General features: G+C 72.8%; 20 protein-coding genes. 10 read left to right on the top strand and 10 right to left on the bottom strand.

What is annotated here, in order from left to right:
- Positions 1–6 precede the first annotated feature (6 nt).
- Positions 7–1,014 (bottom strand): glucose-6-phosphate dehydrogenase (coenzyme-F420), encoded by a 1,008-nt coding sequence (gene fgd, locus HF526_RS12715; RefSeq protein ID WP_169381608.1) that lies wholly within the window; start codon positions 1,012–1,014, stop codon positions 7–9.
- A 57-nt stretch (positions 1,015–1,071) separates the two neighbouring features.
- Positions 1,072–1,953, bottom strand: coding sequence for an ATP-binding protein (locus tag HF526_RS12720; RefSeq protein ID WP_169381609.1), 882 nt, complete (start codon positions 1,951–1,953; stop codon positions 1,072–1,074).
- Between the two features lie 159 nt (positions 1,954–2,112).
- Between HF526_RS12720 and HF526_RS12725 the strand changes: the two genes are divergently transcribed.
- From HF526_RS12725 to HF526_RS12755, 7 genes are all read left to right on the top strand, one after another.
- A complete protein-coding gene (locus HF526_RS12725; RefSeq protein ID WP_169381610.1) occupies positions 2,113–2,886 on the top strand; it encodes a YqjF family protein in 774 nt (257 codons plus the stop codon).
- 16 nt (positions 2,887–2,902) lie between these two features.
- Positions 2,903–3,286 (top strand): AMP-binding protein, encoded by a 384-nt coding sequence (locus HF526_RS12730; protein WP_338051448.1) that lies wholly within the window; start codon positions 2,903–2,905, stop codon positions 3,284–3,286.
- Between the two features lie 151 nt (positions 3,287–3,437).
- Complete coding sequence (gene recQ, locus HF526_RS12735; RefSeq protein WP_169381612.1) at positions 3,438–5,282, top strand: DNA helicase RecQ; 1,845 nt, start codon at positions 3,438–3,440, stop codon at positions 5,280–5,282.
- Positions 5,283–5,459: 177 nt separating this feature from the next.
- Positions 5,460–6,668, top strand: a complete 1,209-nt coding sequence (locus HF526_RS12740; protein WP_169381613.1) for a cytochrome P450 — start codon at positions 5,460–5,462, stop codon at positions 6,666–6,668.
- 12 nt (positions 6,669–6,680) lie between these two features.
- The gene (locus HF526_RS12745; protein ID WP_169381614.1) at positions 6,681–6,878 is read left to right on the top strand and encodes a ferredoxin; all 198 of its coding nucleotides are present in this window, start codon (positions 6,681–6,683) and stop codon (positions 6,876–6,878) included.
- A gap of 225 nt (positions 6,879–7,103) precedes the next feature.
- Positions 7,104–7,841 carry a gamma-glutamyl-gamma-aminobutyrate hydrolase family protein gene (locus tag HF526_RS12750; protein WP_169381637.1) on the top strand — a complete coding sequence of 246 codons (738 nt, stop codon included), beginning with the start codon at positions 7,104–7,106 and terminating at the stop codon, positions 7,839–7,841.
- 17 nt (positions 7,842–7,858) lie between these two features.
- Complete coding sequence (locus tag HF526_RS12755; protein ID WP_169381638.1) at positions 7,859–8,623, top strand: 3-oxoacyl-ACP reductase; 765 nt, start codon at positions 7,859–7,861, stop codon at positions 8,621–8,623.
- Between the two features lie 4 nt (positions 8,624–8,627).
- Here HF526_RS12755 and HF526_RS12760 read toward each other — a convergent pair whose 3' ends face one another.
- The 3 genes from HF526_RS12760 to HF526_RS12770 all read right to left on the bottom strand — a co-directional run bounded on the left by HF526_RS12760 (position 8,628) and on the right by HF526_RS12770 (position 13,349).
- The gene (locus tag HF526_RS12760; protein ID WP_338051446.1) at positions 8,628–9,545 is read right to left on the bottom strand and encodes an aldo/keto reductase; all 918 of its coding nucleotides are present in this window, start codon (positions 9,543–9,545) and stop codon (positions 8,628–8,630) included.
- A gap of 82 nt (positions 9,546–9,627) precedes the next feature.
- Positions 9,628–10,890: a YeeE/YedE family protein gene (locus HF526_RS12765; RefSeq protein ID WP_169381615.1), complete on the bottom strand. Its 1,263-nt coding sequence runs from the start codon at positions 10,888–10,890 to the stop codon at positions 9,628–9,630.
- Positions 10,891–11,093: 203 nt separating this feature from the next.
- Entirely contained in the window at positions 11,094–13,349 is a 2,256-nt protein-coding gene (locus HF526_RS12770) for a HelD family protein (RefSeq protein WP_169381640.1), read from the bottom strand.
- 264 nt (positions 13,350–13,613) lie between these two features.
- Between HF526_RS12770 and HF526_RS12775 the strand changes: the two genes are divergently transcribed.
- Together HF526_RS12775 and HF526_RS12780 are read left to right on the top strand one after the other, a co-directional pair.
- The gene (locus tag HF526_RS12775; RefSeq protein ID WP_169381616.1) at positions 13,614–14,408 is read left to right on the top strand and encodes a SigB/SigF/SigG family RNA polymerase sigma factor; all 795 of its coding nucleotides are present in this window, start codon (positions 13,614–13,616) and stop codon (positions 14,406–14,408) included.
- Between the two features lie 40 nt (positions 14,409–14,448).
- A complete protein-coding gene (locus tag HF526_RS12780; protein ID WP_169381617.1) occupies positions 14,449–14,940 on the top strand; it encodes an SRPBCC family protein in 492 nt (163 codons plus the stop codon).
- A gap of 159 nt (positions 14,941–15,099) precedes the next feature.
- On the opposite strand, the gene HF526_RS12785 is transcribed toward HF526_RS12780, so the two are convergent.
- Positions 15,100–15,681, bottom strand: coding sequence for a type 1 glutamine amidotransferase domain-containing protein (locus HF526_RS12785; RefSeq protein WP_169381618.1), 582 nt, complete (start codon positions 15,679–15,681; stop codon positions 15,100–15,102).
- A gap of 108 nt (positions 15,682–15,789) precedes the next feature.
- Here HF526_RS12785 and HF526_RS12790 point away from each other — a divergent pair, with 108 nt between their 5' ends.
- On the top strand, positions 15,790–15,948 hold the full coding sequence (locus HF526_RS12790; protein WP_169381619.1) for a hypervirulence associated TUDOR domain-containing protein: 159 nt from the start codon (positions 15,790–15,792) through the stop codon (positions 15,946–15,948).
- A gap of 177 nt (positions 15,949–16,125) precedes the next feature.
- On the opposite strand, the gene HF526_RS12795 is transcribed toward HF526_RS12790, so the two are convergent.
- The 4 genes from HF526_RS12795 to HF526_RS12810 form a co-directional block, all read right to left on the bottom strand.
- Complete coding sequence (locus HF526_RS12795) at positions 16,126–18,489, bottom strand: glycosyl hydrolase family 65 domain-containing protein (RefSeq protein ID WP_169381620.1); 2,364 nt, start codon at positions 18,487–18,489, stop codon at positions 16,126–16,128.
- Positions 18,486–19,232 carry a beta-phosphoglucomutase family hydrolase gene (locus HF526_RS12800; RefSeq protein ID WP_169381621.1) on the bottom strand — a complete coding sequence of 249 codons (747 nt, stop codon included), beginning with the start codon at positions 19,230–19,232 and terminating at the stop codon, positions 18,486–18,488. Before HF526_RS12800 ends, HF526_RS12795 begins: the two co-directional genes overlap by 4 nt.
- 61 nt (positions 19,233–19,293) lie before the next feature.
- Complete coding sequence (locus tag HF526_RS12805; protein ID WP_169381622.1) at positions 19,294–20,853, bottom strand: histidine kinase; 1,560 nt, start codon at positions 20,851–20,853, stop codon at positions 19,294–19,296.
- A gap of 156 nt (positions 20,854–21,009) precedes the next feature.
- Complete coding sequence (locus HF526_RS12810) at positions 21,010–21,681, bottom strand: TetR/AcrR family transcriptional regulator (protein ID WP_211177116.1); 672 nt, start codon at positions 21,679–21,681, stop codon at positions 21,010–21,012.
- Positions 21,682–21,776 lie beyond the last annotated feature (95 nt).

The following is a 21,776-nucleotide window of genomic DNA, read 5'->3' on the forward strand; positions in this document are numbered from 1 at the left end:
CCCCGCTCACCCGGTCAGCTCACGCAGCTTCGGCAGCACGTCCTCGGTGAGCTGGGTGAGGAAGCGCTCCTGGTCGTGGCCGGGGCCGTGGAAGACAAGGTGGTCGAGCCCGGCATCGAGGTAGGGCTTGATCTGCGCGACCGCCTCGTCGGGATCGGAGGCGACGATCCAGCGCTTGGCCACCTGCTCGATCGGCAGCTCGTCGGCCAGCCGCTCCATCTCCTCGGCGCTGTCGACACTGTGCTTCTGCTCCGGAGTCAGCGACAGCGGCGCCCAGAACCGGGTGTTCTCCAGCGCCAGCTTCGGGTCCCGGTCGTAGGAGATCTTGATCTCGATCATCCGGTCGATCTGCTCCGGATCCCGGCCGGCCGCCTCGGCACCCTCCTTGACCGCGGGCATCAGCTTGTCGGTGTAGAGCTCCATGCCCTTGCCCGACGTGCAGATGAACCCGTCGCCGGCCCGGCCGGCGTACTTGGCCACCACCGGCCCACCCGCGGCGATGTAGATCGGCACCGGCTTCTGCGGCCGGTCATAGATCTTGGCGTTGACCGTCTTGTAGTACTGGCCCTCGAAGTTGACGTTGTCCTTCGTCCACAGCTCCCGGATCAGCGCCACCGCCTCCCGCAGCCGGGCGAACCGCTCCTTGAAGTCCGGCCACTGCATCCCCGACACCGCGATCTCGTTGAGCGCCTCACCGGTGCCCACGCCCAGCATGACCCGGTTCTCGTAGAGCAGCCCCATCGTCGCGAAGGCCTGCGCGATCACTGCCGGGTTGTACCGGAACGTCGGGGTCAGCACCGACGTTCCGAGCTGGATCCGCGACGTCCGCTCACCCACCGCTGCCATCCAGGCCAGCGAGAACGGCGCGTGCCCGCCTTCGGCCCGCCACGGCAGGAAGTGGTCGGACACCACCGCGCTGTCCAGCCCCACCTCCTCGGCCCGCACCGAGAACTCCACCAGGTCCCGCGGCCCGAACTGCTCCGCCGAGGCCTTGTAGCCGTAACGCACACTCACGTCCGCGTCCTCCCGATCGATCGTCGCCACGCCTCCCGGGCGACCACCCTCAGACTGCTACACGGGATCTTCGCGTGCTGCAGCCGTGACCGTCGACACGTCCGGGAGCGCTACCGCGACGGTGGTTCCCACTTCCGCCACGCTCTGCACCTCCAGGCACCCCTGCAGCGCTTCGGTCAGGCCGCGGGCGAGCACCAGGCCGAGCCCGGTGCCCCGGGCGGGCTCGGGTTCGCCCGGCCGGGGATCGTCCCGTCCCAGCCGGTCGATCGGCATGAACAACCGGCCGAGCAGCGCCGACGGGATACCCCGCCCGTTGTCGGCCACCCGGACGATCCGCTCCTCCGTGCCCGGCGCCGGGGTGGCCTCGACGCGCACCCAGCCGGCGCCGTGGTGGTAGCGGATCCCGTTGGTGACCAGGTTGATCAGGATCTGGCGCAGCCGCCGCCGGTCGGCGCGGACCGCGCCGTCGAGCGCACTCCGGTCCAGGGTGACGCCGCGCTGCGCGGCCAGCGGGGCGAGCAGGTCCAGCACCTTCCCGACCAGGCCGGTCAGCTCCACGTCGGTGATCTGCAGCGGCAGCGCCCGCGCCTCGATCTTCGCGATGTCCAGCACGTCGTCGGCCAGGGCCAGGATGTGCGACGCGGCGCCGGCGATGTGCCGCAGCGCGTCCCGGCGGCGCTCGGGGTTCAGGTCGAGAGTGCCCAGCGGTTCGGTGGACCCGGTGATCGCCTGCAGCGGAGTGCGCAGTTCGTGCGACACCGCCGGGAGGAACTCCGATGTGACCCGGCTCGCCGCCTCGGACGCGCTGCGGGCCCAGGCCTGCGCCACCGTGAACCCGTCGGCCTCGAGCTGCCAGCACACCACGGTGCGGGCCCGCTCGTCGTCGTCCACCACGAGGACGCGGCGCCCCGCTCGCTGCTGTCTGCTCCGGTCGGTCACGGCGCGGTCGGCACCCCCTGCGGCGGGCCCGGTCCCGCCCGGGCGGCGTGCGACGGTTGTGTCGGCGAGCACACGGTGCCCGGGCGGCGCCCGGCCCGGCAACCGGGCTGGCGGGCGGTTCGGGTCGCCAGCTGCGGGCGCACGCGGCAGGGTGGAGCCATGACGATCACCGGGCCGGTTCCAGAGCCGGTGAGCACGGTGGCGCCGCGGCTGCGCCGCCCACGGCTGATGCGCCAGGACTGGCGGGACATCGCCTTCCTGCACTGGGCCGTCGATCCGGACGCGGTCGCCGGGTTCATGCCACCCGGCGTGTACCCCGACACCCTCGACGGCAGCACCTACGTCGGCCTCGTCCCGTTCCGGATGGTCGACGCCGGCTTCGCGCGCGGCCCCGCGATCCCCTGGGCGGGCACCTTCCTCGAGACCAACGTCCGGCTCTACTCCGTCGACGGCACCGGCCGGCGCGGGATCGTCTTCCTCAGCCTGGACACCGACCGGGCGGTCGTCGTCGCCGGCGCGCGCACCGTGTCCGGTCTGCCCTACCGCTGGGCCCGCATGCACTACCGGCGCCGCCGGACCGGCGCGACGATCGAGCACACCTACACCGCGGCGCTGCGCCGGCCGGGCCGGCGGCCCCGCAGCCGGATCGTGGTGCGCTCCGGCGGCCCGGTGGCAGCCGCCCCGCTCGACGAGTTCCTCACCGCCCGCTGGGGCCTGCACGTGGCCCACCTGGGACGTACCTGGTACATCCCCAACGCACACCCGGCCTGGCCGCTGCGCGCCGCCCGGGTCACCGAACTCGACGACGACCTGCTCGCCTCGGTCGGGTTCGGCGACCTCGCTGGCCGCCCGCCGGACCTCGTCGCGTTCAGCGACGGCGTGCGCACCGAGTTCGGCCCACCCGTCCTCGCGACGACCCCCCGGGACCGATGACCGCGTTGAGCATCCGCTGGCCGGGCACGCCGACCGGCGCCCCGGCGCGCCGTTCCTGGTGTTCGAGCGCGCGCCCGGCGACGTCGCGGAGATCAGCCGGGCGGAGATGGACGCCCGGGCCTCCCGCACCGCGGGCGCCCTCGTCGGCCGCGGCATCGGCCCCGGCGACCGGTTCAACGTCCACCTGACCAACCGCCCCGCGTTCTACGACCTCTGGTTCGCCGCGGCCACGATCGTCGGCGTCGACGAGCCCTGGGGCCGGCCCGACGATCATGCCGGGGCCACGCCGGTGTCCCCCACCGACACCCTCGGCTGCGGATCGTCGACGAGCGCGGGCGCGACGTGGCCCCCGGCGAGCCCGTTGAGCTGCTGGTGGGCGGCGAGCCGGGGCGGACCCTGATGGCGGGCTACCTGGACGACCCGGAGGCCGCCGGTCGGCCGCTGCGGAGCACCCGCCGCCCCACCGCTCGGCGCCGTCGACCGGGCGCGACGGACGCCGCGTTGCACAGATCCGGCCACGGGCACGTGGAAGATCCTCGTAGGATCGCCGGATGGCTCTCCCGGAGAACCGTCCGAGCGACGCCCTGCAGGTACTCAACCGCGTCTTCGGCTACGACTCGTTCCGGGGGGACCAGCAGGAGATCATCGACCACGTCTGCGCCGGTGGCGACGCGCTCGTGCTCATGCCGACCGGCGGCGGCAAGTCGCTGTGCTACCAGATCCCCGCGCTCGTCCGGGACGGCGTCGGCGTCGTCGTCTCGCCGCTCATCGCGCTCATGCAGGATCAGGTCGAGGCGCTGAAAGGTCTCGGCGTGCAGGCCGGATTCCTCAACTCGACGCAGACCCCCGACGAGCGCCGCCAGGTCGAGTCCGCGTTCCTCGCCGGCGAGCTGGACCTGCTCTACCTCGCGCCGGAACGGCTGCGCGTCGAGTCGACCGTGCGCCTCCTCGACCGTGGCACGATCGCCCTGTTCGCCATCGACGAGGCGCACTGCGTGGCCCAGTGGGGCCACGACTTCCGGCCCGACTACCTCGCGCTGTCCGAGCTGCACGAGCGCTGGCCGACCATCCCCCGCATCGCGCTGACCGCGACCGCCACCGAAGCCACCCACGCCGAGATCGCCTCCCGGCTGAACCTGGGCGGCGCCCGGCACTTCGTCGCCAGCTTCGACCGGCCGAACATCCAGTACCGCATCGCCCCGAAGAACGAGCCGAGGCGCCAGTTGCTGGACGTGATCCGCACCGAGCACCCCGGCGACGCCGGGATCGTCTACTGCCTGTCGCGCAAGTCGGTGGAGCAGACCGCCGGGTTCCTGGCGGCGAACGGCATCCCTGCGCTGCCGTACCACGCGGGGCTCGACGCGGCCACCCGCACCGCCCACCAGGCCCGGTTCCTGCGCGAGGACGGCCTCATCATGGTCGCGACGATCGCGTTCGGCATGGGCATCGACAAGCCCGACGTGCGCTTCGTCGCCCACCTGGATCTGCCGAAGTCCGTCGAGGGGTACTACCAGGAGACCGGTCGGGCCGGGCGCGACGGGCTGCCGTCCACCGCCTGGCTCGCGTACGGACTCGCCGACGTCGTGCAGCAGCGCAAGATGATCGACGACTCGGACGGCGACCTCGCCCACCGCCGCCGGCTGGCCGCGCATCTCGACGCCATGCTGGCCCTCTGCGAGACGGTGGAGTGCCGTCGGGTGCAGTTGCTCGCGTACTTCGGCCAGCGCGCAGAGCCCTGCGGGAACTGCGACACCTGTTTGACCCCGCCGGAGTCCTGGGACGGCACCACCGCGGCTCAGAAGGTGCTGTCGGCCGTGTTCCGGCTCGACCGTGAGCGCCACCAGCGCTTCGGCGCGGGCCACATCATCGACATCCTGCTCGGCAAGCAGACCGCCAGGGTCTCCCAGTTCGACCACGACCAGCTCACGGTCTTCGGTGTCGGTACCGAGCTGCGCGAGGGCGAATGGCGCGGCGTGATCCGCCAGCTGCTGGCCCAGGGGCTGCTCGCGATCCAGGGCACCTACCAGACGCTCGCACTCACCGATGCCAGCAACGACGTGTTGCGCAGCCGGCGGCAGGTCATGCTCCGCCGCGATCCGGAGCGGCCCGCGAGGCCCGCGCGATCGTCCCGGTCGTCGCGCACCGCACCCGTCGACCTGCCCGCGGAGGCCGCGCCGGTGTTCGAACAGCTGCGCGCCTGGCGGGCCGCGGCCGCGAAGGAGCAGGGTGTGCCCGCGTACGTGATCTTCCACGACGCCACGCTGCGGCAGATCGCGGCCACGTCGCCGGCGAGCCTGGCCGAGCTCGGCACGATCAGTGGGGTCGGGGAGAACAAGCTGGCGAAGTACGGGCAGCAGATCCTCGAGACGCTGGCGGCCGCGACGAGGGGTGCGTAGCCCGCCGGTGCTCGACTCGTGGGGCGGGAAGTGCCGACTCGCGCTCCCGAAACCGCCGACTCGCGCTCCCGGAAGTGCCGACTCGCGGGGGTGGGAGAGCGCCCTCCCCGTGCGTAGCCTGACGACGGAGCGAAATGAAATCCTCCAGTGACGTGTCGTCCGGATTGGGGCCTCGCCATGACCGAAGTGGCCGACCAGCAGGTGTCGACGTTCCCGATGCAGCGCGCCTGCCCCTTCAGCCCGCCGGCCGAGTACCGCGAGCTCCGCGAGACCACCCCGATCGCCCGTGCTCTGCTGCCGTCCGGGCGGCATGCCTGGTTGGTGACCAGGCACGCGGACGTGCGCGCGATGTTGACCGACCCGCGGTTCAGCTCCGATCGCCGCCACCCCGACTTCCCGCGGCTGATCAAGTTCCCGCAGCCCAACTCGAACTTCACTCCGTCGCTGATCTCGATGGACCCGCCCGAACACGGTCCGGCACGGCGCGCGGTGGTCGGCGAGTTCACCGTCAAGCGGATCCAGGAACTGCGGCCGCGGATCCAGGAGATCGTGGACGACTGCATCGACGCGATGCTGGCCGGGCCGCGCCCGACGGACCTGGTGCAGGCGCTCTCGCTGCCGGTGCCTTCGCTGGTCATCTGCGAGCTGCTCGGCGTGCCCTATGCCGACCACGACTTCTTCCAGTCACGGACGAGACTGCTGATCAGCCGCACCTCGAGCGCGCAGCAGCGGCAGACCGGGATCGACGAACTCAGGTCCTACCTCGACGACCTGGTCACCGAGAAGGAACGCGAGCCGGCCGACGACCTGCTCAGCCGGCAGCTGCTCAAACAGCGCGAGACCGGCACCGAGGACCACGCAGCGCTGGTCGGGCTCGCCTTCCTGCTGCTGCTCGCCGGGCACGAGACCACCGCGAACATGATCTCGCTGGGCACCGTCGCACTGCTGAAGAACCCCGAGCAGCTCGCCATCGTCACGGCCGACCCGGGCAAGACGCCCGCCGCCGTCGAGGAGTTGCTGCGGTATTTCACCATCGTCGACACGGCGACGTCGCGACTGGCGCTCGACGACGTGGAGCTGGGCGGGGTGCACATCCGGGCCGGGGAGGGCGTGATAGCGCTGGGCAACGCGGCCAACCGCGATCCGGAGGCCTTCGACGACCCGGACGCCCTCGACGTCGAGCGCGGCGCCCGGCATCACGTGGCGTTCGGTTTCGGCGCCCACCAGTGTCTCGGGCAGAACCTGGCGCGGACGGAGCTGCAGATCGTGTTCGACACGCTGTTCCGGCGCATCCCCGGGCTGCGGCTGGCGACCACCGTCGACGAGCTGCCGTTCAAGGACGACGTCTTCATCTACGGCATCCACGCGCTCCCGGTGACCTGGTGAGGAGGAGTCGCCATGCGGATCGTGGCGGACACCGGACGTTGCGTGGGCGCCGGGCAGTGCGTGCTCACCGCGCCGGACATCTTCGATCAGGACGAGGATGAGGGAACGGTCGTGCTGCGCACCGCCCAGGTGAGCGGAGACGCCCTCGAACGCGTGCGGCAGGCCGTGCACATCTGCCCCAGCCAAGCGCTCTCGCTGTGCGAGGACTGAGCCGGGCTGCGCCGCTTCTGTCATCACCGTCCTGCACAGCGCCGATCATCAGCCGATCATCAGCCGATCATCAGCCGATCATCACCGGTAGCGTCGATCCCGGGGCCCGCCCAGCCCCGCGGATCACGACAGGAGCGTGCCGCCATGACCCCTCGCCAGGGCCTGCTCTCGCTGGAGAACCTGCGCGTCCTGGCGGACGAGGAGCAGCACACCGTCGCGGCGCGGATGGCGGACCCGCCGCGACGGCCGTTGATCGGCCTGACCACGTACGGCGAGCGGGCCCGGTACCTGGTCTGGGACCACCAGGCTGCGCTCCTGCCCCGCAGCTACGTCGACGTCGTCACCGCCTCCGGCGGCGCCCCCGTGTTGCTGCCCCCGGTGCTCGCCGCGGCCGAGGCCGTCGCGGCGCTCGACGCCCTCATCCTCACCGGCGGCCCGGACATCGGACCCGGTCACTACGGCGCAGCGCCGCATCCCGAGGCCTTCACCCCGCGCCCCGAGCGCGACGCGACCGAGCTGGTGATCCTGCACCGGGCCCTGGACCGGGGCATCCCGGTACTCGGCGTGTGCCGCGGCGCGCAACTGCTCAACGTCGGCCTCGGCGGCACGCTCAGCCAGCACCTGCCCGAGGTGCTCGGCCACGAACGGCACAACCCGGCGCCCGGGGTGTTCGGCCCGACCGCGGTGCGGCTGACCGCCGGCAGCCGCACCGCCGAACTGCTCGGCGAGCGCGCGCTCGTGCACTGCCACCATCACCAGGCGATCGACCGGCTCGGCCGGGGACTGGTCGCGACCGGACGGGCCGAGGACGGCACGATCGAGGCCGTCGAGCTGGCCGGGCACCGCTTCGTCGTGGGCGTGCAGTGGCACCCGGAGCAGGACGTCACGGACATCCGGCTGGTCAGCGCGCTCGTGAGAGCCGCTGAGCTCGCCGCCGGACGACACGAGGAGGTGGACCGGTGACCACACCGGCACCCGGCATCCGGCGGTTCGACGGCCGGACCGCGGTGATCACGGGCGCGGCGAGCGGGATCGGGCTCGCCACCGCGCGACGGCTGGCGGCCGAGGGCGCCCGGGTGGTGATCGGGGACGTCGACGCAGGCGGCGGAAAGGCCGCCGCGGCCGAGGTCGACGGCCTGTTCGTGCCGACCGACGTCACCTCCGAGGCAGCCGTCGCAGCCCTGTTCGACGCGGCCGCGACGACCTGCGGCGGCGTGGACGTCGCGTTCAACAACGCCGGCATCTCCCCGCCCGACGACGCCTCCATCCTCACCACCGGACCGGACGCCTGGCATCGGGTGCAGGAGGTGAACCTGACCTCGGTGTACCTGTGCTGCCGGGCCGCGATCCCGCACATGCAGCGCGCCGGGCGCGGCTCGATCGTCAACACCGCCTCGTTCGTCGCGGTCATGGGCTCGGCGACCTCGCAGATCTCCTACACCGCGGCCAAGGGCGGGGTGCTCGCGCTGTCCCGCGAGCTCGGGGTGCAGTTCGCCCGCGAGGGCATCCGGGTCAACGCGCTGTGCCCGGGTCCGGTGAACACCCCGCTGCTGCAGGAACTGTTCGCCGCCGACCCCGAACGCGCCCAGCGCCGGCTCGTGCACGTGCCGTCGGGCCGGTTCGCGGAGCCGTCGGAGATCGCCGCCGCCGTCGCGTTCCTGGCCAGCGACGACGCCTCGTTCATCACGGCGTCGACGTTCCTGGTCGACGGCGGGATCTCCGGCGCCTACGTCACCCCGCTGTAGACCGCTACAGCATCTCCAGGGGCCGCGGCCGGGTCGGCGGCGGGAACGCCGCGTCGAGCTCGGCCAGGTCCTCGGGGGTGAGCCGGATGTCGCGGGCGGCGGCGTTCTCCCGGACGTGCTCGGGGTTGGCCGCGCGCGGGATGGTGTTGACGCCGTCCAGGCGCAGCACCCAGGCCAGGGCGATCTGGGCCGGAGTGGCGTCGTGCCGCCGCGCGACCTCGTACAGCACCGGGTGGCCGAGCAACCGGCCCTGCTCGATCGGCGAGTACGCCATGATCGGGATGTTCTGCCGGAACAGCCACGGGATGAGGTCGTACTCGGGGCCGCGGCGGGTCAGGTTGTAGAGGATCTGATCGGTCTGGCACCGGTCGCCGCCGGGCAGACCCATCAGCTCGACCATGTCGTCGAGGTCGAGGTTGCTCACGCCCCAGTATCGGATCAGGCCCGCGGCCATCAGGTCGGCGAACCCGGCGAGGGTCTCGATGAGCGGGATCCGGCCCCGCCAGTGCAGCAGGTACAGGTCGATGCGGTCGGTGCCCAGCCGTGCCAGGCTGGCCTCGCAGGCCCGCACGGTGCCGACCCGGGTGGCGTGGTGCGGCATCACCTTGTCCACCAGGAACACCTCGTCGCGGCGACCCGCGATCGCCACGCCGACCAGTTCCTCGGATGCGCCGTCGGCGTACATCTCGGCGGTGTCGACCACGGTCATCCCGAGGTCGAGGCCCAGCCGCAACGCGGCGATCTCGTCGGCACGCCGGGCGGGACTCTCCGCGAAGTGCCACGTGCCCTGCCCGAGCGCCGCGATGGTCTCCCCGGACGGCAGAACCACCGATCGCACCGCTGTCGTCATCACGCCTCCTGGAACGCCGGCGACGAGATCCACCACCCCGCCGCCGGCCTGGTCCCAGGTTGCGCCCGACACCGGTGCCCGCACCTCCACCCGGGGTGACCGCGTCGTAGCTGCCCGCTGGTCCTGCCGGGTCGAGACCGTGATCGACGGCCGGTTAGCAGACCGAGTCCGACGGCTTCGGATTGGTCAGGCCGAACAGCCGCCGGCCGCGTAGCCCGACCCAGGTGCCGACCAGCGCCGCGAGCCCCCACACCCAGCCCGACAGACTGCCCGACGCGATGCCGGCCAGGTAGGCCCCGATGTTGCAGCCCGACGCCAGCCGGGCGCCGACGCCCATGATGATCCCGCCGAGCACCGCGGCCAGCGCCGTGCGCCACGGGATGCTGCGGTGCAGCACCCACACGCCGCCGGCCGCGGCCGCGACCGCGGCCCCGACCATGATCCCGATGTCGGTCAGCGACGTCTTGTCGGCGAGCACCGGCCCGGCCAGCATCCGGGCCTGTGCGGGCTGCTGCCAGAAGGCCCACGTCTGCGGGTGCAACCCGATCAGCTGCAGCACCTTCGCCCCCCACAGCCCGAACGCGCTGGTCACGCCCCATGCGCCGCCGGAAACGAGGAGCACGCCCGCCCCGAGCACCGCGAGCACGACCGCGCCGACGAGCATCGGCCAGGCCCCGCGGACCACCCGCGCGACCCCGGTGCTGGTGGCCACCGCGCCCGCCGGGGGCGGGTTGCGCCGGGCCTGCACCGCACGGCTCACCAGCACCACCGCGAGCAGCGCCACGATCGTCACCACCCACGAGCCGAACCAGCCGATGTGCTCGGCGAGCACGACGGCCGGCAGCGCGGGCAGGTCGGCGACCAGCTCGTACTGCCAGGTGTAGAGCACCGAGCCGGCCACGAACCCGAGCAGGGTGAGCACGATGGTGCCCTGCCCGGAGCCGACGGCGAACAACGTCCCGGAGGCACATGCGCCGCCGAGTTGCATGCCGGCCCCGAACAGGAACGCGCCGAGCAGCAGCCCGACCCCCAGCGGCCCGGCCGTCGGGGCCGGCGTCGAGCCGAACAACCCCGTCCCGGTGCCGATGATCAGCGCGAACAGCGTCGCCGTGGTGCCCAGCAGCAGGGTGTGCGCCCGCAGGCCCGAGCCGTTGCCGACCGCCACGAGCTGGCGCCACGCCGAGGTGAACCCGAACCGGGAGTGGAACAGCGCGAAGCCGAGGCCGACGCCGAGCGCGAGCAGCACGGCCTGCCGGGCCCCGTGTTCGGCCGCGACCAGCCCGGTCAGCACCGCACCGACCAGCAGGAACAGGCTCAGCGGAAGCCACTGGACCGGCGGCGCGGCGCCGGCGGGCGGCCGGGGCCCGCAGGTCGGCGCCGGGGCCAGGAGAGATCGGGGAGGTGCGTCGACCGACATCGGGGTCTTCCTTCTGCGCTGCGGGGGACGGGCGGGCTCAGCGGCCGCGACACGCCCCGCCGCGCAGAGTTCCCAGGTCCACCCACCAGCGGCGGGTCAGCAACAGCTCACGCACCTGATCACGGTAGCTCCGGACGGACCACCCGAACCACATCATCCGGTGCATTGTGAGCGAAAACAGTCGCCGGAACGGCGTTATCCGCTCACGGGCGGCGCAGCCGCTTCACCATCGACGGCAGGTCTGCGGCGTGCACGACGGTGAGCCGCTGGGTGGCCCGGGTGAGCGCGACGTAGAGGTCGTTCGTGCCGCGCGGGGACTCGGCGAGCACCTCGGCGGGCTCCACCAGCACCACCGCGTCGAACTCCAGGCCCTTGGCCGCGGTGATCGGCAGCACCACGACCGGCGCCTCGAGGTCCTCGGCGTCGTCACCGTTCTCGGCGGACCCGTCCGCGCCGAGCAGGCGCTCGCGCAACGCCGCGACCCGCTCGGTGGGGGCGAGCACCGCGACCCGGCCGTCCCCGACCGCCTCGCGCTCCTCGCCGACCACGTCGACGAGCAGCCCGTCCGACCCGTCGAGCGAGCCGGGCGCCACCCGCAGCGCCCGCGGCGGGACGCCGGTGCTGCGCACCGAGCTGGGCGGTGCGAGGCCCGGATCGATGGTGGCGAGCACGTCGTCGGCGACGTCGGCGATCTCGGCCGGCGTCCGGTAGTTGACGGTCAGCTGCTCGAGCCGCCAGCGGTTGGCCACGAACGGGCTCAACACCTCGTTCCACGACCCGGCACCGGCCAGGTCGCCGGTCTGGGCGATGTCGCCGACCAGGGTCATCGACCGGCTCGGGACCCGCCGCATGATCAGCCGCCAGGCCATCGGTGACAGCTCCTGGGCCTCGTCGACGATCACGTGGCCGTAGGTCCACTCCCGGTCGGCCATGGCGCGGTCGGCGGTGGAGTCGTAGCGGCGCACCTGCTGGCGCTCGGCCAGCCGGTCGGCGTCGACGATGTCCGTCGCCCGCAGCAGCTCCGGGTCGAGGTCCTCCTCGAGATCCAGCACGTCGAGCACGCCCTGGGCGTACTCGACCTCCTCGCGCAGCGCGGCGGCCGCCGCGGCGGCCGCCGCGGACCCGTCGTCGCCGAGCAGTTCGGCCGCCTCGTCGAGCAGCGGGACGTCGGCCGGGGTCCACCGATCGTCGGAGGGAACATCGTCGCCGGGCGCCTCGCGGGCCAGCAGCGCACGCTCCTCGGCCGGGATCCGGCGGGCGACCGAGTTGAGCCGCCGCGGCGAGGCGAACAGGTCGATGAGCAGCTGCTCGGCCGACAGCGTCGGCCACAGCTCGTCGAGCTCGCGGGTGAGCTCGGGGCTCTCCCGCAGCTCCTCGCGGATGTCATCCAGGTCGGCCGGGCTGAGCAGCCGGCGCCCGCCCAGCGTCCGGGCGACCTGCTCGGCGAGCAGCCGGATGGCCTCACGCTGGAACACCCGTTTGGCCTCGTTGTGCGGTTTGCGGGAGCGCCGGGCCCTGGTACGGGCCTGGTTGGCGATGTCGCGGTCCAGCCGCACCTTCTGCTGCTCGACGACGAGCTCGATCGGCTTGCGCGGCACCTGCTGGCGGTCCCGCACCGCCGCCGCGATGACCTGCGCCATCTCCGCGCGGCCCTTGATCTCGGCGGTCGCGGCCGGTTCGGTCCGGCGCGCGTGCAGTCCCGGGTGCAGCTGGGCGACGGTGCCGAGCACCACGCTGGTCTCCCCCAGCGACGGCAGCACCTGCCCGATGTAGCGCAGGAAGGTCGCGTTCGGGCCGACCACGAGCACGCCGCGGCGGGCCAACCGGTCGCGGTGGGTGTAGAGCAGGTACGCGGCGCGGTGCAGCGCGACCGCGGTCTTCCCGGTGCCCGGTCCGCCCTGCACCACCAGCACCCCGGACGGCTTGGACCGGATGATCCGGTCCTGCTCGGCCTGGATGGTGGCCACGATGTCGCTCATCCGCCCGGTGCGGGCCTGCGTCACCGCCGCCATCAGCGCGGCCTCGCTGGTCAGCCCGGGGCGGCTGCCCTGCTCGGCCGAGGCGAGGTCGAGCACCTCGTCGTCGACGCCGATGACGGTGCGGCCGCGGGTGCGCAGGTGCCGGCGGCGGCGGATCCCCTCGGGCGAGGCGGCAGTGGCGGTGTAGAACGGCCGGGCCGCCGGGGCGCGCCAGTCCATCAGCAGCGGCTCGTACTCGTGCTCCTCGTCGAGCAGACCCAGCCGGCCGATGTAGCGCGTCTCGTTCTCCTCGGTGTCCAGCCGGCCGAACGCGAGCCCGTGCTCGGCGGCCCGCAGGGCGGCCAGCCGGTCGGTGTACATGGCCGCGGCGGCGTCCCGCTCGGTCAGCGCCTGCGGGGTGCCGACGGTCTCGCCGTGCAGCACGTCGTGCAACCGGCGCGCGGTCTCCCGGCGCCGCTCGTCGAGCCGCTCGTAGAGCATGCCGACATAGGCCTGCTCGTGCGCGAGGCCATCGTCGGCGGGAGCGGTTCCGTTGCCCTGTCGCGGGTCGCGCGGACTCTCGGACGACGCGCTGTTCGACACCAGACGGACACCTTCACCAGGGGAGGGACGACGTACGCCCGGTCGACATGCACCCTCGAGCCGAGCGACTATCCAACGTACCAGCGCCCGGGTTTCCGATTGCGGGGCAGCGGGTAGACGCCCGGGTGCGCCCTCTCCGGCCCTGCGGCCCCTCTCGGCACCGTGGCTGACCTGCGGTCCGGCACCACTCCTGATCCCGAGTACGCGCACCTGTTGCCCCTGTTCGACGAGTTCGCGTCACTACCCGACGACGCACCCCGGCGCGGCGAGCTGCGCGCGGAGCTCGTCACCGGTTATCTGCCGATCGTGCGGCACATCGCCCGCCGCTTCGCCGGCCGCGGCGAGCCGGTCGACGACCTCGAGCAGGCGGGCACGGTCGGCCTGATCAACGCCGTGGACCGGTTCGACCCGGGCCGGGGCGTCGACTTCCTGTCCTATGCGGTTCCCACGATCACCGGGGAGGTGCGCCGGTACTTCCGGGACCGCACCTGGTCGATGCGGGTACCGCGGCGGCTCAAGGAACTGCAGGGGGCGATCAACGGGGTGATCGGCCCGCTGTCCCAGGAGCTCGGCCGGGCCCCGAAGCCCAGTGAGATCGCCGCCCGGCTCGGCCTGGACACCGATGAGGTGCTGGAGGGGCTCGACGCCCAGCAGGTCTACCGCAGCACGTCGCTCGACGAGCTGGTGGCCGGTGCCGACGCCGCGCTGAGCGAGACCCTCGGCGTCGCCGATGCCGAGCTGGAGAAGGTCGAGTACCGCCAGACCCTCGCCCCGCTGCTCGACGAGCTGCCCAAGCGCGAACGCATGATCCTCGTCCTGCGGTTCTTCGGGAACATGACGCAGACCCAGATCGCCGAGAAGGTCGGAATCTCCCAGATGCACGTGTCCCGGCTGCTCGCCCAGACCGTGGCGCAGCTGCGCCAGCGGATGAACGAGGACGACATCGGATTCTTATGAACAATGTTTGGCGCGTTTTCCGGTGAGGTACGCAGCTGACATGAGCACCAACCTTCTGCACAGTGTCGATGTCGCCGTTCCCGTCAGCACCGCGTACGACCAGTGGACGCAGTTCGAGAGCTTCCCGCAGTTCATGGAGGGTGTGGACCGGATCGACCAGCTCGATCGGACCCGCACGCACTGGGTCACCTCGATCGGCGGCGTCCAGCGTGAGTTCGACGCGGAGATCACCGAGCAGCACCCGGACGAGCGCGTGGCGTGGAAGACCGAGAACGGCGTGCACCAGGCCGGCGTCGTCACCTTCCACCGGGTCGACGCCGACACGACCCGGGTCACCCTGCAGTTGGACTACGAGCCCGAGGGCGTGACCGAGAAGGTCGGCGACGCGCTGGGCATCGTGGAACGGCGGACCAAGTCCGACCTGGACAACTTCAAACGCTTCATCGAGTCCCGGGGCGCCGCGGAGGGCGCGTGGCGCGGCGACGTCGAGCGCGCGTCCCAGCGCGGACAGACCGCGGGACCGCCGGCCTGACCCACCGTCCCTGCCCGGAGCGACGGGGCCGTTCCGCACCGCGGAGCGGCCCCGTCGCCGTGTGACGGGTCGACGCCGATCAGCGGTCCGGGCGGGGGTGGACACGACAAAGCCCGGGCCCCTGCGGCGGGTACCCGGGCTCGGAACACAGCAGCCTGCTCAGCCGACGGTGGCCCCTTCGTCGTGCACCCGGTGCTTGCCCTCGGCGAACTCCTCGACGATCTTCGCGCAGAACGCGGGCAGGTCGTCCGGGTTGCGGCTGGAGACCAGGCCCTTGTCGGTGACGACCTCTTCGTCGACGACGGTCCCACCGGCGTTGCGGATGTCGGTCCGCAGGCTGGGGAACGACGTCAGGGTGCGGCCGCGCACCAGGTCGGCCTCCACCAGCGTCCACGGCGCGTGGCAGATCGCTGCGACCGGCTTGCCGGCACGGAAGATCTCCTGCACGAAGCGGCGCGCGTTCTCGTCCATCCGGAGCCGATCGGCGTTCACGGTGCCGCCGGGCATGATCAGCGCGTCGTAGTCGGCCACCTGGGCCTTGTCGAGGGTGACGTCAACACCGAACGTGTCGGCCGGCTCGATGTCGCCGTTCATCGCCTGGATCGCGCCGTCGTTGATCGAGACGATCTCGGCGCGCGCCCCCTCGGCGGTCACCGCATCGCGGGGCTGGGTGAGCTCGACCTGCTCCACCCCGTCGGTGGCCAGGATCGCAATGCGCTTGCCGTCCAACTTTCCTGCCATGACTCCCTTCCCGACCCGGCCGTTCGAAGACCGGTTCTCCCCCGGGATGCCCTGGTCCGGTCGGCACCAAACGGTGTGCCGGGTTACGCGGTCGGGTAGGCGGCGAGCATGAGCGACAAGAATCTCCAGAAGGGTGACGAGGTCGAATGGCACAGCCACGGGGGCACGGCGGTGGGTGAGGTGGTCGAGAAGATCACCACGGAGAAGCGGGCCGCCGGCCGGAAGGTCACGGCCTCGAAGGACGAGCCGCAGTGGCGAGCCCGCTGATCGCGGTCAGGAGGAGCGGATCAAGCGGACCACGGCGCCTGCCCCACCCGGGCGGCGCCGGGTCGACCCGGATCAGTCCGACGGGGGTCCGGCGACCAGGGCGCTCACGTCGCGATGTACCCCCGATCCGCGATCCGCGGCCTGACCGCTGCGGATCGCGGTTCGAGAGGGGTGGGTTCAGCCGGGGTGGCGCTGGCGGGGCGCGCGGCCGTAGGGCTGTTCCACCGGCTCCACGACGGGGGCCGACGGGATCGGCCGGGTCACCGGCTCGTCGGCCAGGGCCAGCGGCTCGTCGTGGTGGCGCAGCCGCATCGGCGGCCCGCTCACCAGCCGGTACTCCGCCTCTTCCTGGCTGAGCGTCACGCGCAGCTGCCGGCCCTGCCAGTTCAGCCCGAACGAGATCCGGCCCAGCGCGGGGGGCAGCCGGGGCGCGAAGGAGATCCCGTCACGGTCCGAACGCATCCCGCCGAACCCGGAGACCACCGCGTTCCAGGTGCCGGCCATCGACGCGATGTGCATGCCGTGATCGGTGTTGCCTGCCAGGTCGTTCAGGTCGACGAGCGCGGCCTCGGCCAGGTAGTCGTAGGCGAGGTCGAGATGCCCGGTCCACGCCGCGACCACGGCCTGGGTGGCCGCCGACAGCGACGAGTCCCGGACCGTGATGGCCTCGTAGTAGGCGAAGTTGCGGGCCATCTGCTCCGGAGTGAAGGCATCGGGCCGCAACTGCATGGCCAGCACCAGGTCGGCCTGCTTGACCACCTGCTTGCGGTACAGGTCGTAGTACGGGACGTTCATCAGCAGCGGGTACTTCTCCGGCGGGGTGTTCTCGAAGTCCCACACCTGGTGGTCGGTGAAGCCCTCCGACTGGGGGTGCACCCCGAGGTTCGTGTCGTACGGGATCCGCATGGCCGTCGCCGCGTCCCGCCAGCTGGCCATCTCCTCGGCGTTGACCCCCAGCCGCGCCGCCGAGCGCGGGTGCCGGGCCGCGACCTCCGCGGCGTAGCGCAGGTTCAACTGCGCCATCAGGTTCGTGTAGACGTTGTTGTCCACGATCGCGGTGTACTCGTCGGGCCCGGTGACCCCGTCGATGCGGAACTCACCCGACGAGTCGTGGTGGCCCAGCGAACGCCACAGCCGCGCCGTCGCCACCAGCAGCTCCAGGCCGACCTCGCGCTCGAAGTCGGTGTCCCCGGTCGCGGCGACGTGCCGGCGCACGGCGTCGGCGATGTCGGCGTTGATGTGGAACGCCGCGGTGCCCGCCGGCCAGTACCCCGAGCACTCCTGGCCGCGGATGGTCCGCCACGGGAACGCGGCCCCGGCCAGGCCGAGCTGCTCGGCCCGCTCGTAGGCCAACGGCAGGATCGACTGCCGCCAGCGCAGCGCGTCCGCCGCCGCATCGGGGGCGAGGTAGGAGAGCACCGGCAGGGCGAAGGTCTCGGTGTCCCAGAACGTGTGCCCGTCGTAACCGTTGCCGGTCAGGCCCTTCGCCCCGATCGGCCGGCGCTCGGCACGGGCCCCGGCCTGCAGCACGTGGAAGATCGCCAGCCGGATGGCCTGCTGCAGCTCGGCGTCGCCCTCGATCTCGACGTCGGCCGTGCTCCAGAAGTCGTCCAGGTAGGCCCGCTGCTCCTTGGCCAGCCCGTCGAAACCGGTGAACCGGGCGGCGGCCAGCGCGGCGCGGACCTGGTCGTGCACCGCGGGCAGCGAACGCCGCGACGACCAGCCGTAGGACAGGTACTTGACGATCCGCAGCTTCTCCCCCGGCTTCAGCCGGGTGATCACCGTGGTGCGTGCGATGTCCTCGGTGGCCTCGGAGGTGACCTTGGTGTCGGCCGGGCCGTGCACCTCGTGGTCCATCGCGGCCGCCACCCGCAGCCCGGACTGCCGGGTCTGGTGCACCAGCGTGGCGCCGGCCTCGTCGCTGCGGTGCAGCTCGGCGACCAGCGGCTCGGCCAGCGCCGCCTCCACCCGGGGGTCGCCGTCGTCGGCGGGCGGCAGCTGCTCGTTGGCCACCAGCTCGGACTGCACCACCAGCAGCGCCGGCTCGTCGAGCACCTCGACCTCGTAGCAGATCGCGGCGATCGCGCGCTGGGTCAGCGACACCATCCGCTCGCTGCGCACGCGGATCCCGCGCCCCGCCGGTGACATCCACTCGACCTCGCGGGTGAGCGTGCCGGCCTGCATGTCCAGCACCCGCTCGTGGCGGCGCAGTTGGCCGTAGCGCAGGTCGAACGGCTCGTCGTCGACCAGCAGCCGGATCAGCTTGCCGTTGGTCACGTTGATGATCGTCTGGCCGGACTCCGGGTAGCCGTAGCCACCCTCGGCGTACGGCAGCGGGCGGCGCTCGTAGAGCGAGTTGAGGTAGGTGCCGGGGATCGCGTGCGGCTCCCCCTCCTCGAGGTTGCCGCGCATCCCGATGTGGCCGTTGGACAGGGCGAAGACCGACTCCGTCTGTCCCATCGCCTCCAGGTGCAGCGCCGGCTCGCGCACCACCCACGGCTCGACGGTGAACGGACGCCCTGAGTCCGGAGCAGCGGTCACTTCTGGCCCCCCAGCAGGTCGGCGAGATCGGCGACGACGACGTCAGCACCGTGCTCGCGCAGCGCCTCGGCCTGCCCGAGGCGGTCCACCCCGATGACGGAGCCGAAGTTCCCCGCACGACCGGCCTGAACCCCGGCCAGCGCATCCTCGAACACCACGGCCACCCCCGGCGCGACCCCGAGGTCGGCGGCCGCGGCCAGGAAGGTGTCGGGCGCGGGCTTGCCGGGCAGGCCGCGCTCCCTGGCGCTGACGCCGTCGACCCGGTGGTCGATGAGGGCGCTCAGCCCTGCCACGTCGAGCACGTCGGCGGCGTTCGCCGAGGACGAGACGACGGCGGTGCTCAGGCCGGCGTCGCGGACCGCGTGCAGGTAGCGCACCGAGCCCGGGTACACCTCGACCCCGTCGGCCTTGATCTTCTGTTGCACCAGGTCGTTCTTGCGGGTGGACAGCGCGTAGACCGTCTCGGCGTCCGGCGGGTCGTCCGGGCCGCCATCGGGCAGCTCGATCCCCCGCGACCGCAGGAACTCCCGGGTGCCTTCCAGCCGCGGCCGGCCGTCGACGTAGCGGCCGTAATCGGCCGCGACGTCGAACTCCCGGAACGCGGTCCCCTCGCGCTCTGCGCGAGCACGGAGATACTCGTCGAACATCTGCTTCCACGCGGCGGCGTGCACGCTGGCGGTGTCGGTCAGGACCCCGTCCAGGTCGAACAAGCAGGCACGCGTGCCCTCGGGCAGCCCCAGCATGCGCGCACGGTAGCCGGTGACCGATCGGACCGGCCGGGCAGGAGTGCGCTGACGCCCCACGTCACAGCGTGATACCGGCGACTCCCGTCCGCGCCGCCCGAGCGGGCCCCGCCGGCGCACCGACCTGCAGCCGCACCGGTCCTGCCGGGCCGTCGTCGGTCACGGTGATCACACAGTCGGTCCCCGTGTCCTCGCCGGTCACCCGCAGGGTGCCGCCCTCGGGACGCGGTTCGATGCGCTGCTGCACCGCGGCCCGGACGGTGTTCAGCACGACCAGCGGGGTGACCGGGGTCTCGTGCAGCGCCGGGTCGACGGTCACCTCGACCTGCAGGCGGCTCCCGAAGCGGGCCTGCTCGAGTTGCAGATAGGCGCGCACCGCGGCGAGCTCGTCACCCAGGGTGGTCACGGCGTCGGCGGGCTGGTCGGCGGCGCGGGTGAGGTCGGCGAAGCCGAGGAGCAACTCGCGGGCCCGGGCCGGGTCGGTGCGCACGAGTGAGGCGATGGTGCTGAGCGAGTTGTAGACGAAGTGCTGTTCGAGCCGGCGAACGGCGGTGCGGCCGGCCTCGGCGGCGGCCTGCCCGGGCCGTCGCGCCACCTCGGGAGCCGCGGCGGGCGCGGCCGGACCGGGCGGACCGCCGGGGCCCGCGTCGGCCGCAGGCCGGGCGGAGTCCCCCCGGTACGGACCGTCGTCCGGCCCGTCCTCCCACAGCGCGTCGTCGACCTCGTCCGGGCCGACCAGCCCCAGCCAGGTGGGCAGCCGCAGCCGCTGGTCCGCGGTCCATGCCGGGAAACGCACCCGGCCGACCAGCCGGGGCACCGCCCAGACCGCGTCGTGCGCGACCGAGGGCGGCAGCGCACCCGTGAACGGCGAGGCATCGGCCCTCAGGTCACCCAGCAGTTCGGTGACGGGCCGCCGCACGGCACCCGAACCCAGACCGACCCGGCCGACATAGCGCAGCCCGGCCGGACCGGGCGCCCCGAGCAGCAGCGCGCCGACCGACTCCGGGCGCCGCGGATCGGCCGGGTTCCAGCCGCCGACGACGACCTGCCGGGTGCGCTGCAGCGTCACCCGCAGCCAGCTGCGGGACCGCTGCCCGGGCCGGTAGGCCGCGTCGAGCCGCTTCGCGTGCAGCGCGTCGACACCGAAGCGTTCGGCGGTCTGCAGCACGCCGGGGTCGTCCGCCGGCCACGACGTCGACAGCAGCACGGGCATCTCGGCGAGCCCCAGCCCGTCGACCAGCTCGCGGCGCCGCGCATAGGGCAGCGCGACGGTCGGCGCACCGTCGAGCCACAGCAGGTCGCTGACGAGGAAGCCGACCGGCACGTCGGCGACCAGCGCCGACGACGGCCGCGCGGCGGCGGTGCGGCGCACCAGCAGCCGCCGGTGCCCGATCCCGGCCCCGTCGAAGGCCACCACCGTGCCGTCGAGGATCATCCCGCGGCGCGGTGCCTTGTCACCCAGCACGGCCAGCTCGGGAAACGCGGACGTGACGGGTCGGCCCTCGGTGGTGAGCAGCCGGACGCGGCCCGGGCGGGCATACGCGATGCACCGCAGCCCGTCCCAGGCGAGCTCGACCGCCCATCCGGGCCCGGCGGGCAACTCCCCCTCCGCGGGCTGCATGGCGGGCACGAGATCGGGCATTCCACCCGAAGACACCCGGCCTTTCACACGTTCAGCGTAGTCGGCGTCCGTCCGTTCGTTCCCGATCGGACTGGTGTGCGGTGGCCCCGGACCCGCCGAACGGCCCGATCCGCATGACGGCCGGTACCGGCCGCGTCATCGGCTGCCAGCCGGCACTCGGCCGGCCACCCGTTCGGTGAACCGGTCGAGCAGTGCGCGGACGGCCCGCTTCCCCGGATCCGGATCGACCGGGCCCTCGGGTTCCAGTCCGCGGGCGACGAGGTCGGTGAGCACCCGGAGGGTGTCCTCGGTGCGCGCGGCCTGCTGCGCTCCCGGGCGCCGCGCGAGCGCGATCATCCCGGTCGCGAGGGCGCCCAGGACGTGCTGCACGGCCCCGGCGTCCAGTCCCGGCCGCAGCAGCCCGGCGTCGTCGAGGGTCCGCAGCACCTCGCGCGGCCACTCCTCCTGCGAGTCCCCGGCGCCCCGCCCGAGGACGAGCGTCCCGAGCACCCCGGCATCGCGGGCGTAGAGCGCGCAGAGCAGCGGCTCGTCGAGCACGGCGCACAGGGCGTGCCGGTAGAGCACCGAGAGTCGCCCGCCGTCCGGATCGGCCTCGACCGCGTCGCGTACCCGGGCGAGCAGCCGCAGGGATCGGTCCCGCAGCAGCGCGTCGAGCAGGTCGTCCTTGCTCGCGAACTCGCGGTAGACGCTGCCCTTGGCCACCCCGGCCGCCTCGGCGACGTCGGCGACCGCGGTCTTGGCGAAGCCCCGTCGGGCGACGAGCTCGGCGGCCACCTCCAGGAGCAGGTCCCTGCGTCCGGCCACCATGTGCGCGCCCTTCGATGTCGATCTCCGTGACCAATGCGACGATATCGGTCACGGCGTACACTGGACTACGTTACCGAACCGGGAAGCAGACACCC

The organism is Pseudonocardia acidicola, assembly GCF_012911935.1.
GTDB lineage: Bacteria > Actinomycetota > Actinomycetes > Mycobacteriales > Pseudonocardiaceae > Pseudonocardia > Pseudonocardia acidicola.

Excerpts from the sequence above, each read along its gene's own strand:
- HF526_RS12725 (WP_169381610.1), top strand. The coding sequence starts at position 2,113 with ATGACGATCACCGGGCCGGTTCCAGAGCCGGTGAGCACGGTGGCGCCG.
- recQ (WP_169381612.1), top strand. The coding sequence starts at position 3,438 with ATGGCTCTCCCGGAGAACCGTCCGAGCGACGCCCTGCAGGTACTCAAC.
- HF526_RS12740 (WP_169381613.1), top strand. The coding sequence starts at position 5,460 with ATGACCGAAGTGGCCGACCAGCAGGTGTCGACGTTCCCGATGCAGCGC.
- HF526_RS12745 (WP_169381614.1), top strand. The coding sequence starts at position 6,681 with ATGCGGATCGTGGCGGACACCGGACGTTGCGTGGGCGCCGGGCAGTGC.
- HF526_RS12750 (WP_169381637.1), top strand. The coding sequence starts at position 7,104 with ATGGCGGACCCGCCGCGACGGCCGTTGATCGGCCTGACCACGTACGGC.
- HF526_RS12765 (WP_169381615.1), bottom strand. The coding sequence starts at position 10,890 with ATGTCGGTCGACGCACCTCCCCGATCTCTCCTGGCCCCGGCGCCGACC.
- HF526_RS12770 (WP_169381640.1), bottom strand. The coding sequence starts at position 13,349 with ATGCTCTACGAGCGGCTCGACGAGCGGCGCCGGGAGACCGCGCGCCGG.
- HF526_RS12780 (WP_169381617.1), top strand. The coding sequence starts at position 14,449 with ATGAGCACCAACCTTCTGCACAGTGTCGATGTCGCCGTTCCCGTCAGC.
- HF526_RS12785 (WP_169381618.1), bottom strand. The coding sequence starts at position 15,681 with ATGGCAGGAAAGTTGGACGGCAAGCGCATTGCGATCCTGGCCACCGAC.
- HF526_RS12790 (WP_169381619.1), top strand. The coding sequence starts at position 15,790 with ATGAGCGACAAGAATCTCCAGAAGGGTGACGAGGTCGAATGGCACAGC.
- HF526_RS12800 (WP_169381621.1), bottom strand. The coding sequence starts at position 19,232 with ATGCTGGGGCTGCCCGAGGGCACGCGTGCCTGCTTGTTCGACCTGGAC.
- HF526_RS12805 (WP_169381622.1), bottom strand. The coding sequence starts at position 20,853 with ATGCAGCCCGCGGAGGGGGAGTTGCCCGCCGGGCCCGGATGGGCGGTC.
- HF526_RS12810 (WP_211177116.1), bottom strand. The coding sequence starts at position 21,681 with ATGGTGGCCGGACGCAGGGACCTGCTCCTGGAGGTGGCCGCCGAGCTC.